Raw genomic sequence first — 12598 nt, forward strand, 5'->3', positions numbered from 1 at the left:
GCTACCACTCCTCGATCTGGTCGAACGGTTTGGCCGGTGGCAGGTTGGCCGCCTGCGAGTCCGCCATGCCCGTATCCGGCGGTGTGGGTTTGACGGGCGGAACTGACGGCTTGAGGTGCTGGCGGCGATCCGCATCACGCCGCGCCTTGCGCGTGGCTTTCTGGGCGGTGCTCACGATCTCGCGCATCTGCCCGATCATGCGAAACAGCGCCGACTCATCCACCTGCTCACGCCCGAGCTGACGCAGTTTCGCCAGCGCCTGGCGCTGCTCCCAGAGGGTGACAGCCGGGTGCGACAAGGTGCGGTAGGGGACTTCCAGGTAGTGCTGCCCCTCCGGTTCCAGCACCCAGATGCGGCTGATGTCGCGCGGATCGCGCCGGATCAGGAAGGCCGGCAAGCGGTCACGCCGGGCGATCCACGGCTTGAGCACATCGGCGTAGTAATGGATGTGATCAATGACGAAGCCGGTGCGGGTCAGCGTGCGGCGGATGACCGGCAGAAAATCGACCAGAAACGCGGTAGGCCGTGTGACCACCGGCGGCACACCGATCCGCGCCACGGCCTCGGCCCAGCGCGCGGCCGGCGGCTGGAGAAGACCGTTGTGCACCGAGGCGTGATAGGTGCCCACGGCCAGCGTGAGCCAGCGCTCCAGTTCGCGTAGGGTCAGGGCGGCCATCTTGTCGGCGTCGTACTCGCCGCGCTGGCCGGGATTGGAGAAGGTCGTGCCCGGCAGCTCGTCATGAATCATCTGCATGGCGGTGCCGATGATCCTTTCCACGATGCCGCCGTAGTGCGGCTGGCCGGGCGGCCGGTAGTCCAGGCGGATGCCATGCTGCTCGCAGCCCCGGCGCAGCGCCTCGCTCTTGAACTCGGCCGCGTTGTCCAGGTAGAGCAGTCTGGGCTTGCCGCTCATCGGCCAGTCCATCTCAACATCCAGCCCTTCCAGCCAGGGACGCTTGTCGCAGGCGACATGCGCCAGGCACAAGCCGACCGAGACGGCGGACGGCGCTTCGAGCGTGACCACCATACCGAGCACGCAGCGGGTGAAAACGTCGATGGCCAGCGTGAGATACGGGCGGCCAATCGGCTGCCGGTCATGTGCATCCACCACGATCAGGTCGATGACCGTGTGATCGATCTGCGCCTGCTCCAGCGGCTCGGAGACAGCCGGCGGAACGCCGCCCACGCCTTGCAGTTCGCGGGAGGCATCTTGACCTTCCCGGCGGCGCACCGTTTTGAACGGATCGAGGCTGTCGATACGCAAGGCGACGGTGTTGCGCGTCGGCACCCGCAGCTTCTGAGCCTTGCAGGCTTGTGCGACCTCCCGATGGAAGGCTGCGAGGCTGCGCTTCTGCTTGGTCAGGAAACGCTTTTGCAGCAGCTCGCGGATGATGCGCTCGATCGGCTCCGGCAAGCGGCCCTTGCCTTTACCACCGCTTGACTGCCCAGGAGCGAAGTCAGTGACCAGCCCCGCGCCTTGCCGGGCGCGGCGGATCAGAGCATAGACCTGCCGCCGGGACAGGCCCAGCGCCTGAGCTGCCGCGTCGGCCGCTGCATGCCCGACCATCTCCGCCTGTGCCAACGGCCCGATGATCTCGGCGCGGCGGCGCGCACGCTCCCATACCTGATCTGGCAGGGTAGCCACGCCTTGCTCGGCAATCGGTGGGGTATCGGACGCCATGCTCACCTCGCTTTGGTGCACACGAGTATTGAGCATAGACGAGTTTCGTGCAGGGGAGTCCTGAAATTTGGCTGTCAGGAGCCGACGGCACAACAGCCTTCAAACCGCGTCTTTTGGTGCAGTCGCCTTCTGAAAATGACATACAGCACGCCAATGCCAGCCGTGCGTGGTGGCAGCAGGCCCTGGCCGGCGAGGAAGTGCAGTTCGAGCGTGAGCATCTCGTGCAACGCGAGCGGCGGTGCCTGCGGGTCAGTTGTGTGCCCTTGCGGCTGGACGACGGCAGTGTGGACGGCTTCGTCGAGTTCGCCCATGACGTGACCACCCACAAAGCCGAGGCCGAGCACTGGAAGAGCCTGGCCGAAATCGACCCCTTGACCGGCTTGCTCAACCGCGCCGGCTTCGAGGCCCGTTTGCGCGCCTTGACCGCGCAGGACAGCGCCGCCCCCGGATTCGCCCTCGTCTATCTGGACCTGGATCACTTCAAGCCGGTGAACGACACCCACGGCCACCCGGTGGGCGATGAGGTGTTGCGCCTGTTCGCCCAGCGCCTGCAACGCCGCCTGCGTGCACACGACAGCGTCGCACGCATCGGTGGCGACGAGTTCGCCGTGCTGCTGCCCGGGGTGCAGACGGCGCACGACTCGCGCGTCGTGGCCGACAAACTCTTGGAGGCCGCGCACCAGCCTTTCCGCGTGGGCGAGCGGGTGCTGCACATCGGCGCCAGCGCCGGCCTGGCCCTGTGGCCCACGCAAGCCCAGACGCTCGAGCAGCTCGTCGCGCGGGCCGATGCGCAGCTGTACCGGGCCAAACAGGCCGGGCGCGGGCGGGTGTCCGTGGCCGAATGAGTCAGCCCGGCGTGGCTGCCGTGTCGGCCTGCCAGCCCCCGCCCAGGGCCTTGTACAAAGCCACGGCGGTCGTCAAACGCGCCAGACGGGTCTGGACGAGGTTGTCTTGCGCGGCAAACAAGGTGCGCTGGGCATCCAGCAAAGTGGCCAGATCGTCCACGCCCTCCCGATACCGGCGTTCGGCCAATTGCAGCGTCCGCTGGGCCTCCTCCAGAATGCGTTGCTGGGTGGCTTCCTGGTCGTGATAGCGCGCCGCCTGGGTGAGCGCCAACTCCACCTCCTGCAACGCCGCCAGCACCGCCGCGCGGTAGCTCTCCACCAGCGCGCGGCGTTGCGATTCGCTCAGCGCCACCTGCGCTTGGCGGCGCCCGCCGTCGAACAGACTTTGGGCGAGCGAGGCCGCCAGCGTCGCCGTGCCCACCGGGTTGCTCAGGGACAGCAAGGCCATCGAGGCCAGGCCCGCCGATCCCGAAAGCTCGAACGAGGGCAGCAAGGCGGCCCGTGCGGCTTGCACATCGGCCGCCGCTGCTGCCAGCCGGGCCTCGGCGGCAGCCAGGTCGGGCCGGCGCCGCAGCAGCTCGGAGGGCAGCCCCGGCGCCACCTCGGGAATGGGCAAGGCCGCGAAGCTCGCCGGCGGCGCCTCGAAGCCCTGCGGCGCGCGCCCCAGCAGCAAGGCCAGCGCTCCTTCGGTTTGGCGCAACTGCTCCTGCAAGGGCAACAGCGCGGCGCGCTGACTCAGCACCGTGGTGCGCTGGCGACTGAGATCCAGCGCCGAGGCCGCACCGTTGCGGTAGCGCACCTCGACGATGGACAACAAGCGTTCGGCCAACGCGAGGTTGTCACGGGCGATGTCCACGCGCACGCGCAGGGCCAAGGACTGGAACCAGGTCTGCGCCACGGCGGCGGCCAGGCTCAGGCGAGCGCCGTCCAGATCGAAGCGGCTGGCCTGAAGGGCGGCCTGCGCGCTGCGCTGCTGCGCAGCCAGCCGGCCCCACAGATCCACTTCGTAACTCACCGTCAGCGCAGCGCTGGTGGACTCGCTGCGCGCCGAGGGCCCCGAGCCCCCGTCGCTGTGCCGCGCCGAGCTGCCCGCCGTGACGCCCAGCGTCGGCCACAGCGAGGCGCCGACGCTGCGCAACTGGAGTTCGGCTTGCACCACCCGCTCGGCCGTCTGGGCAAGGTCGGGATTGGCCGCCAGGGCTTGCTCGATCAGCTCGGGCAGAGACGGGGCGCCGAAGTGGCGCCACCAGGTGCCATCGGCAGCCACCGAGGTCTGCACGGGCAGGCCCCAGGCCGCAGGCATGGCCAGCTCGGCGCGCGGCGCAGGCGCAGGGCCCGCACAACCGGCCAGCCCCAGGACGCCACCGAGTGCCGCCGCCACGATACGCAAAGAAAACGAACGAACACGCATGTCATTGGGCCGCCAAGGCCACCACCGGGTCCAGGCGCGCGGCCTTGCGCGCCGGCAGAAATCCAAACACCAGCCCGGTGGCAAAAGCGCAACCGAAGGCCAGCAGCACCGGCAGGGCCGCCACCTGCACCGCCACGCCCAGGGCCCCCAACAAGGCCGCCACCCCCAGGCCCAGGGCCACCCCCACCGCGCCGCCCAGGGCCGTGACCACCAGCGCCTCGATGAGGAACTGCTGCATGATGTTGCGCTCACGCGCGCCGGTGGCCATGCGGATGCCGATCTCGCGCGTGCGCTCGGTCACCGACACCAGCATGATGTTCATCACGCCGATGCCGCCCACCAACAGCGAGATGGCTGCGATCGAGCCCAGCAGCAAGGTCATGGTGTTGGCCGTCTGCTCGGTGGTCTCGATGACCGAGGCCATGTTGCGGATCTGATAGTCCACCACGCCGTGGCGCTCCAGCAGCAGCAGCTCCACGTCCTGCTGCGTCTGATCGATGCGGCTGACGTCTTGCACCGCCACCGTCACGTTGCGCAAATGGCGCTGCCCCGACACGCGCAGGCTGCTGGTCTCGAAGGGGATGAAGATGACGTCGTCGAGGTCCCAGCCCGAGGGCGAGGCTCCGCGCTCGGCCATCACGCCGATCACCTGAAAGACGAGGTTGTTGACCAGCACGTGCTGGCCCAGCGGGTCCTCGCCCTCGGGAAACAGCGCACGCACCACCGTCTGCCCGAGCACGGCCACGGCGGCGTAGTCGCGCGCATCGGCCTCGCTGAAGAAGACGCCACGCTCCACCGGCCACTGGCGCGCCAGCGGGAACAGGTGCGAGGTGCCATTGGCATAGGTCTGGAAGTCCTGGTGGCCAAAGCGCACCGTCACCGAGGTGTTCTGCTCGGGGATGGCCGCCAGCACATTGGGCACCTCGTCGTTGATGGCCCTCACGTCGTCGTTCACCAAGGTGGTGATGCCCCCCGATCCGCGCTGATTGGGCGCGCCGGGACGCACCAGCAGCAGGTTCGAGCCCATCGCGCTGACCCGCTCGAGCACCTGCTGCTTGGCACCGTCGCCGATGGCCATCATCGCGATCACCGAGGCCACGCCGATCACGATGCCCAGCAGCGTGAGCACCGAGCGGAAGACGTTGCTGCGCAGCGAGCGCCACGCCATCTTCGCGGCCTCGACGATCTCAGCTGCGAGCGTGCCCTCATGGCCGGGCGGCGTCGGCGGGGCCGGGACGGCGACGCCGGCGTGCCCCGCCGGCCCAGGTTGTGCCCGGTCGGCAACGATGCGCCCGTCCTTGATCTCGATGATGCGCCGGGCATGGTCGGCCACCTCCCGTTCGTGGGTGATCACGATGACCGTGTGCCCGCGCCGCCACAAATCGGTCAGCAGCCGCATCACCTCCTCGCCGGTCTTGCTATCCAGCGCGCCGGTGGGTTCGTCGGCCAGCAGGATGCGCCCGCCGTTCATCAGCGCGCGGGCGATCGACACGCGCTGCTGCTGCCCGCCCGAGAGCTGGCTGGGCCGGTGATGCGCCCGCTCGGCCAGGCCCAAGCTGTCCAGCAGCGCCTGCGCGCGCGCATGGCGCTGCGCCGGCGGGATGCCGGCATAAATCGCCGGCACCTCCACATTCTCGGCCGCGGTGGCGCCCGGGATGAGGTGATAGCTCTGAAAGACGAAGCCGAAGGCCTCGCGGCGCAATTGCGCCAGCTCGTCGCCGTCGAGCGCACCCACCTCGCGCCCCTGGAAACGGTAGCTGCCGGCAGTGGGACGGTCCAGGCAGCCCAGGATGTTCATCAGCGTGGACTTGCCCGAGCCCGAAGCCCCCATGATCGCGACGAACTCGCCCTCGCGGATCTCGAGATCGATACCGTGCAGCACCTGCACCGCCGCCTCGCCGGCGTTGTAGACGCGCGTGACGCCGGACAGCGCGATCAGCGGCTCGGCCCCGGCCGCACGCGCGGCGCTCGACAGCGACGCCTCGGGCTCGCGCTTCATCGCCGCGGGACCCCCAGGCCGAGCGGGCCGGGCGTCGGCCCCGAGGCGCGCTCACGCCCCGGCGTTCGGGCCTGGCGTTCGCCGGCGACGACCTCCTCGCCCACGCTCAGGCCGGACAGCACCTGCACCTGCACCCGGTTGCTCACCCCCAGCTCGACGCTGCGCTCCTCGATACGCCCCTGCGCATCGATCACCCGCACCAGGCCCAGGCGCGGCGAGCCGCCATCGCCGGCCATCGCCCGGTGGCGCTCGCGCAAGGCCTGGCGCTGGTCGGGGCTGAGCCGCTCCAGTGCCTGGCGACGCTCGTCGGGCGTCATCGCCGCCAGGGCCTCGCGGCTGGGCAGGCCATCGGCCACCGGGACCGCCGCCGGGCCGTTGAACGCTCCCGTGGCCGCTGGCGCGGCAGCGCCCGCCGCGCGCCGGGCGGGGGCCGCCACGGCCGCGGCCGGCACCCACACCGCGTCACGGGCCGCCGCCGCCACGAAAAACACCTGCGCCGTCATCTGCGTCATCAGCGTCTGGTTGGGGTTGGGCACGTCGAAAAGTGCGTTGTAGAGCACCACGTTGTTCGTCACCGTCGGGGTGGGCTCGATCTTGCGCAGCTCGCCATACCAGCGCCGGCCCTGCCCGCCCAGGATGGTGAAATAGGCCGGCATGCCCAGGCGCAGCTTGCTCACGTCGGCCTCCGACACCTGCGTCTGCACCGTCATCGTCGACAGGTCGGCGATGCGCATCAGGATGGGCGCCGACTGGTTGGTGTTGAGCGTCTGGCCCCGGCGCGCGGTGATGGACACCACCGTGCCGTCCATGGGCGCATAGATCTTCGAGAAGCGCAGATTGGCCTCGTCGGCGCGCAGCGTGGACTCGGACTGCTCGATCTGCGCCTTCAGCGCCTCGATCTGCGCGCGCGCGGCCGCCAGCGCGGTCTCGGCCTGCTGCAAGGCCTCCTGGGTCGTGGCGTCGGCCGCCATCAGGTTCTTCTGGCGCTCATACTGGATCTGCGCCAGCCGCAGCTGGGCTTCGCGCTCGACCATGGTCGCGCGCTGGTTGCGCAGCAGCGCACGGCGGGCGTCCACGTTGGCGGCGTAGACGGTCGCATCGATCTCGGCCAGCAAGTCCCCCTTGGCCACGATGCTGCCCACCTCGACATGGATCTTCTGCAACTGGCCCGACACCTGCGCGCCCACATCCACGTAGTCGCGCGGCTGCAGCGTGCCCGTGGCGGTGACGAGGTCCTCGATGTCGCCTTGCTGCACCTTCACGATCTGGTACACCTCGCGCGGATCCGGCGCGCGAGCGAAGCGTTGCCAGCCCCACCAGGCCGCAGCCGCCAGCACGGCCAACACGGCCCCGGCGAGGGCCCAGCGGCCCAGACGGCGGCGAAGGGGAACGGACGGGGAGACAGGGGGCATGGTCAACCAAGGGCAAGATCTGTCGAGTTGGCCAGCGGGCGCGAGGCATCGCCGCCGCGTGCACAGCCTCCAGTGTGGCAGCCCTGCGTGAAGCCTGGCGGCTGCTTGTGGGAAGTTTTGTAAAGCAGGGGGTCAAAGCGCCGCGACCCGCCGGCGATCAGATCGCCAGCGGATCGACGTCGACCGCCCAGCGCAGCAGGCCCTTGTGCTCGCCGCGCAGCGCATGCAGCCCTGGGCACCATTGCGCCAGGAAGCGCTGCAGCAGCGGCCGCGAGGCCGACTCCACCAGCATCTGGGCCCGCTCCACATTGGCCACGCGCGGCACGCCCATGGGCACGGGCGGATAGATCGTCACGCCCTCGGGCGGCTCAGCCCGGCTGGCGGCGGCGCTCAGCCAGGCCTGGGCCACCTCCTGGCTGCGGGCCTCGGCCCGCACCAGGGCCAGGTGCGCATGCGGCGGCAGCCCGGCCATCGCCCGCTCGGCCAACTGGCTGGCCGCAAAGGCCTCGTAGTCGTGCCTGCGCAGCGCCTGGTACAACGGATGGGCGGGATGCCAGGTCTGCACCAGCAGCTCGGCGCGCGCGGCCTGCGCAGCATCGCGCCCGGCCCGGCCGGCCGCCTGCATCAGCAGCGCGAACAGCCGCTCGCCGGCGCGGAAGTCGCTGGAGAACAGCGCCGCATCGGGATTGACCACGGCCACCAGCGTCACACCGCGGAAGTCGTGGCCCTTGGCCACCATCTGCGTGCCCACGAGGATGTCCACCTCGCCGGCATGCACGCTCGCCAACCGGGCCTGTAGCGCCCCCTTGGCGCGGGTCGTGTCGGCGTCGATGCGGGCCAGGCGCGCACCGGGCAGCGCTGCGGCCAGTTGCTCCTCGAGCCGTTCGGTGCCGCGGCCCACCGGCCGGATGTCGGGGTTGCCGCAGTCCGGGCAGGCCTTGGGCACCCGTTCGGTGAACCCGCAGTGGTGGCAGCGCAGGCTGCGGTCGGCGCGGTGGAAGACCCGCCAGGCGCTGCAGTGCGGGCAGCCGCTCTTCCAGCCGCATTCCAGGCAGTGCAGCACCGGCGCATAGCCGCGCCGGTTGAGCAGCACCAGGCTTTGCTCGCCGCGCGCCAGCCGCTGGCCCAGCGCTTCCAGCAGCGGCGGGCTCAGGGCCTCGTGATGGGCGGCCGCACGAGGCACGTGGTTCAGGTCGATGAAGCGCACCGCCGGCAACGCACCGCCGCCGATGCGGCTGGGCATCGTCAGTCGCACATAGCGGCCCCGCTGCGCCTGATGCCAGCTCTCCAGCGACGGGGTGGCCGAGGCCAGCAGCACCGGGCAGTCCTCCAGCCGGCCGCGGTACACCGCCAGGTCGCGCGCCGAATAGCGCGCGCCTTCCTGGCTCTTGTACGACGGATCGTGCTCCTCGTCGACGACGATCAGGCCCGGCCGCGGCAGCGGGGTGAAAACCGCCATGCGCGTGCCCAGCACGATGTCGGCCCGGCCCAGATGGGCGGCCAACCAGTGGCGCAGCCGCTGAGCAGGCGTCAGGCCACTGTGCAGCGAGACGATCAGCCGCTCGGGAAAGCGCTCGGCGAAGCGCTGCTCGAGCTGGGGCGTCAGGTTGATCTCGGGCACCAGCACCAGGGCCTGGCGCCCAGCCGCCAGCGCCTCGGCCACCGCTCGCAGATAGACCTCGGTCTTGCCGCTGCCGGTGCTGCCAAACAGCAGCGCCGCTCGCGGCCCCGCCTCGCGCCAGGCCTGCAGGGCCGCGGCCTGCTCCGGAGTGAGCTCGGGGGCGGCCGGCGCCGCCCCGCCGCTCGGGCGCAGCCGCTCCAGCCGCTTCAGCCGCAGCGCGAGCTGCCGGTCCTCGAGGCGGCGCAGCTCCGGCGGCAAGGCCGCCAGCGCCACCTCGCCGAGGCTGCGCTGGTAGTAGCCCGCCGCAAAAGCCACCAGTTCGCACCAGGCCGCCGGCAGCGGCGGCAGCGTCTCCAGCGCCGACATCACCGGCCGCAGCTCCACGCCGGGGTCGGGCCGCTCCTGCGTCGCCTGCGGCCAGACCAGGCCGCACACCGCACGCCGCCCCAGCGGCACCCGCACCAGCGTGCCCGGCGGCCAAGCCTTCGGGCTGCGATAGCTCAACGCCCCGCGCAGCGCGCTGTGCTGCGGCGCATCGACGACGACAGCCAAGGTCAGCTCTTGAGACATCGACTTGGCGGCAAATCCTGTGTATCCGTCGAGAAAGATCGTCTAAACAGTTGAGTACAAAGCACTTTTCCAGGCATCCACAGAATCTGTGGACAACTTTGTGGGCAAGCTGAGAAAACGCGCGCTAAGTGCTTGTGCCACCGTCGCCGCCCCGGTTTGATGCACCGATGGGCAGCCCAGAACATCCCTTATGAATCAAGCACTTAGCATACATTTGCGAGATCGCGATGCTTCACTGCAACAACGGTCGTGCACGCATCCGGCCTGCGCCAATTTGGGGATAAGTCAAGATGCAAGTGACAAATTTGGGGGTTGATCCGGGTTGATCCGTGCGATGTGCGCAAAGCCTGTCAGGCCGCGGCCCGCTGGCGGCGCGAGTGGCGGTGCACGGTCTCGACCAGCACCTGCACATGCTCGGGCGGGGTGAAGGGGCTGATGCCATGGCCCAGGTTGAACACATGCCCGGCCCAGCGGCCGTCGGCCGCCTGCGGCGGCCCGAAGCTGTCCAGCGTGCGGATGACCTCGGCCTCGATCTGGGCCGGCTGCGCAAACAGCACGTTCGGGTCGAGGTTGCCTTGCAAGGCCACCCGGTCGCCCACACGGCGGCGGGCCTGGCCGAGGTTCACCGTCCAGTCCAGGCCCACGGCCTCGGTGGGCAGCGCGGCGATCTCCTCCAGCCACAAGCCCCCGCCCTTGGTGAAGACGATGCGCGGTACCACCCGGCCCTCGTGCTCGCGCACGAGCTGGTCGAGCACACGTCGCGTGTAGGCCAGGCTGAAGGTCTGGAACGCCCCGTCGGCCAGCACCCCGCCCCAGGAGTCGAAGACCATCACGGCCTGGGCCCCCGCCTCGATCTGGGCATTGAGATAGGCCGCCACGGCGTCGGCGTTCACCGCGAGAAGGCGGTGCATCAGGTCCGGGCGCCGGTACATCAGGCTCTTGACCAGGCGGTAGTCGTCCGATCCCCCACCTTCGACCATGTAGCAGGCCAGTGTCCAGGGGCTGCCGGAAAAGCCGATCAGCGGCACCCGTCCGGCCAGGGCCTGGCGGATCGAGCGCACCGCATCGAACACGTACTGCAGCCGCGCCATGTCGGGCACGACCAGCTTGGCCACGGCCGCCTCGTCGCGCACCGGATGCGCAAAGCGCGGCCCCTCGCCCTGTGCAAAGCTCAAGCCCAGGCCCATCGCATCGGGCACGGTGAGGATGTCCGAGAACAGGATGGCGGCATCCAGGTCGTAGCGTTCCAGCGGCTGCAGCGTCACCTCGGTGGCCAGCGCCGGCGACATGGCCAGGCCCATGAAGCTGCCGGCACGCTCGCGCGTGGCCCGGTATTCGGGCAGATAGCGGCCCGCCTGGCGCATCAGCCAGACAGGCGTGTGCTCGGTGGGCTGGCGCAGCAGGGCGCGCAGGAACTGGTCGTTGTGCAAGGGTGCGGTCATCGGGGGATTGTAAAAGTCGGGGGCTGCCCCCATCGTGCGGCACGTGGCAAGATCACTCACCCTACCCACCCACCGGGGAGAAAGGCACCTCATGAAGCACACCTTGCACCGCCTGGGCCTTGCGGCCCTTCTGCTGCTGGGCCTGGCCCTGAGCGGCTGCGGCTACAACGACTTCCAGCGCCTGGACGAACAGGTCAAGGCCTCCTGGTCCGAGGTGCTCAACCAGTACCAGCGGCGTGCCGATCTCATCCCCAACATCGTCAACACCGTCAAGGGCGAGGCCAACTTCGAACAGGAAACCCTCACCCGCGTGATCGAGGCCCGCTCGCGCGCCACCGCAATCCAGGTCACGCCCGAGACGCTGGCCAACCCCGAGGCCTTCAACCGCTTCCAGCAGGCCCAGGGTGAGCTGTCCAGCGCGCTGTCGCGCCTGATGGCCGTCAGCGAGAACTACCCCAGCTTGCGCGCCAACCAGGCCTTCCAGGACCTGCGCGTGCAGCTCGAAGGCACCGAAAACCGCATCACCGTGGCGCGCAACGCCTACATCAAGGCGGTGCAGGAATACAACGTGCTGGCACGCAGCTTCCCCACCAACCTCACGGCCATGGTCTTTGGCTACCAGGCCAAGCCCAGCTTCACCGTGGCCAACGAGGCCGAGATCTCGCGCCCGCCGACGGTGGACTTCGGCGGCGGGGCCTCGCGCTGAACACGATGCGCCCCACCGTCCGATCGCGGGCCGTCTGGCCGGCCCTGCTCGGCACCTTGCTGGCCTGGCTGGCCCTGCTGGCCGCCAGCGCGCACGCCCAGGATCTGCAGCCCGTGCCCGCGCTCAGCGCCCGCGTGATCGACCAGACCGGCACCCTGCGCCCCGAGCAGCAACAGGCGCTGGAGGCCCGGCTGGCCGCCTTCGAGCAGTCCCACGGCAGCCAGATCGTGGTGCTGATCGTGCCCACCACCCAGCCCGAGGACATCGCCGCCTATGCCTGGCGCGTGGCCGACACCTGGAAGATCGGCCGGCGAGGGGTGGGCGATGGCGTGCTGCTGGTCGTGGCCAAGAACGACCGCCGTGTGCGCATCGAGGTGGCCCGTGCGCTCGAAGGCGCCATCCCCGACCTGGCCGCCTTTCGCATCATCGACGAGTTCATCACCCCCGCGTTCCGCCGGGGCGATTTCGCCGGCGGCATCGACGCCGGCCTGGAGCGCCTGATGGGGCTGATCCGCGGCGAGGGCCTGCCCCCGCCCGCACGCGACGCCCGCCGCGGTGACACCCCGAGCGGCCTGGGCGAGTGGCTGAGCTTCGTACTGGTGGGCACACCCATCGTGGGCGGCGTGCTGTCGGGTGTGCTGGGCCGGCGCCTGGGCTCGATCGCCACCGGCGGCCTGATCGGTGCCGTGGGCTGGGTCGTGACCTCCTCGCTGTGGCTGGGCCTGCTGATCGGCGGCGTCGCGCTGGTGCTGGCCCTGGCCCTGGGAGCCGGCGGTTCACGGCGCAGCGGCGGCCCCATCATCTGGGGCGGCGGCCCCGGGGGATTCGGGGGTGGGGGCTTTGGCGGCGGAGGCTTCAGCTCGGGCGGCGGGGGCAGCTTCGGAGGCGGCGGCGCCTCAGGACGGTGGTGA

9 protein-coding genes are annotated in these 12598 nt (G+C 70.2%); 3 read left to right on the forward strand and 6 right to left on the reverse strand.

Annotation, left to right across the window (positions count from 1 at the left end):
* Position 1: 1 nt before the first annotated feature.
* Entirely contained in the window at positions 2-1717 is a 1716-nt protein-coding gene (locus AC1ECW_RS00975; RefSeq protein WP_481200961.1) for a Mu transposase C-terminal domain-containing protein, read from the reverse strand.
* 80 nt (positions 1718-1797) lie between these two features.
* Here AC1ECW_RS00975 and AC1ECW_RS00980 point away from each other — a divergent pair, with 80 nt between their 5' ends.
* Positions 1798-2526: a diguanylate cyclase domain-containing protein gene (locus tag AC1ECW_RS00980; RefSeq protein WP_481200962.1), complete on the forward strand. Its 729-nt coding sequence runs from the start codon at positions 1798-1800 to the stop codon at positions 2524-2526.
* Between the two features lies 1 nt (position 2527).
* Here the strand turns inward: AC1ECW_RS00980 and AC1ECW_RS00985 are convergent, their stop codons facing one another.
* The 5 genes from AC1ECW_RS00985 to hemE form a co-directional block, all read right to left on the reverse strand.
* Positions 2528-3937, reverse strand: a complete 1410-nt coding sequence (locus AC1ECW_RS00985; protein WP_481200963.1) for an efflux transporter outer membrane subunit — start codon at positions 3935-3937, stop codon at positions 2528-2530.
* 1 nt (position 3938) lies between these two features.
* Positions 3939-5936, reverse strand: a complete 1998-nt coding sequence (locus tag AC1ECW_RS00990) for a MacB family efflux pump subunit (RefSeq protein ID WP_481200964.1) — start codon at positions 5934-5936, stop codon at positions 3939-3941.
* Positions 5933-7348: an efflux RND transporter periplasmic adaptor subunit gene (locus AC1ECW_RS00995; RefSeq protein ID WP_481200965.1), complete on the reverse strand. Its 1416-nt coding sequence runs from the start codon at positions 7346-7348 to the stop codon at positions 5933-5935. Before AC1ECW_RS00995 ends, AC1ECW_RS00990 begins: the two co-directional genes overlap by 4 nt.
* A gap of 157 nt (positions 7349-7505) precedes the next feature.
* The gene (locus AC1ECW_RS01000) at positions 7506-9539 is read right to left on the reverse strand and encodes a primosomal protein N' (protein ID WP_481200966.1); all 2034 of its coding nucleotides are present in this window, start codon (positions 9537-9539) and stop codon (positions 7506-7508) included.
* A 350-nt stretch (positions 9540-9889) separates the two neighbouring features.
* Positions 9890-10981: a uroporphyrinogen decarboxylase gene (gene hemE, locus AC1ECW_RS01005; protein ID WP_481200967.1), complete on the reverse strand. Its 1092-nt coding sequence runs from the start codon at positions 10979-10981 to the stop codon at positions 9890-9892.
* Positions 10982-11072: 91 nt separating this feature from the next.
* On the opposite strand from hemE, the gene AC1ECW_RS01010 reads away from it, so the two are divergent.
* Positions 11073-11687, forward strand: coding sequence for a LemA family protein (locus tag AC1ECW_RS01010; protein WP_481200968.1), 615 nt, complete (start codon positions 11073-11075; stop codon positions 11685-11687).
* A gap of 5 nt (positions 11688-11692) precedes the next feature.
* On the forward strand, positions 11693-12598 hold the full coding sequence (locus AC1ECW_RS01015; RefSeq protein WP_481200969.1) for a TPM domain-containing protein: 906 nt from the start codon (positions 11693-11695) through the stop codon (positions 12596-12598).

This window comes from Caldimonas hydrothermalis, assembly GCF_056746695.1.

Coding starts and splice junctions, on each gene's coding strand:
- hemE (WP_481200967.1), bottom strand. CDS start 10,981: ATGACCGCACCCTTGCACAACGACCAGTTCCTGCGCGCCCTGCTGCGC.
- AC1ECW_RS00985 (WP_481200963.1), bottom strand. CDS start 3,937: ATGCGTGTTCGTTCGTTTTCTTTGCGTATCGTGGCGGCGGCACTCGGT.
- AC1ECW_RS00975 (WP_481200961.1), bottom strand. CDS start 1,717: ATGCTCAATACTCGTGTGCACCAAAGCGAGGTGAGCATGGCGTCCGAT.
- AC1ECW_RS01000 (WP_481200966.1), bottom strand. CDS start 9,539: ATGTCTCAAGAGCTGACCTTGGCTGTCGTCGTCGATGCGCCGCAGCAC.
- AC1ECW_RS01015 (WP_481200969.1), top strand. CDS start 11,693: ATGCGCCCCACCGTCCGATCGCGGGCCGTCTGGCCGGCCCTGCTCGGC.
- AC1ECW_RS00990 (WP_481200964.1), bottom strand. CDS start 5,936: ATGAAGCGCGAGCCCGAGGCGTCGCTGTCGAGCGCCGCGCGTGCGGCC.
- AC1ECW_RS01010 (WP_481200968.1), top strand. CDS start 11,073: ATGAAGCACACCTTGCACCGCCTGGGCCTTGCGGCCCTTCTGCTGCTG.
- AC1ECW_RS00995 (WP_481200965.1), bottom strand. CDS start 7,348: ATGCCCCCTGTCTCCCCGTCCGTTCCCCTTCGCCGCCGTCTGGGCCGC.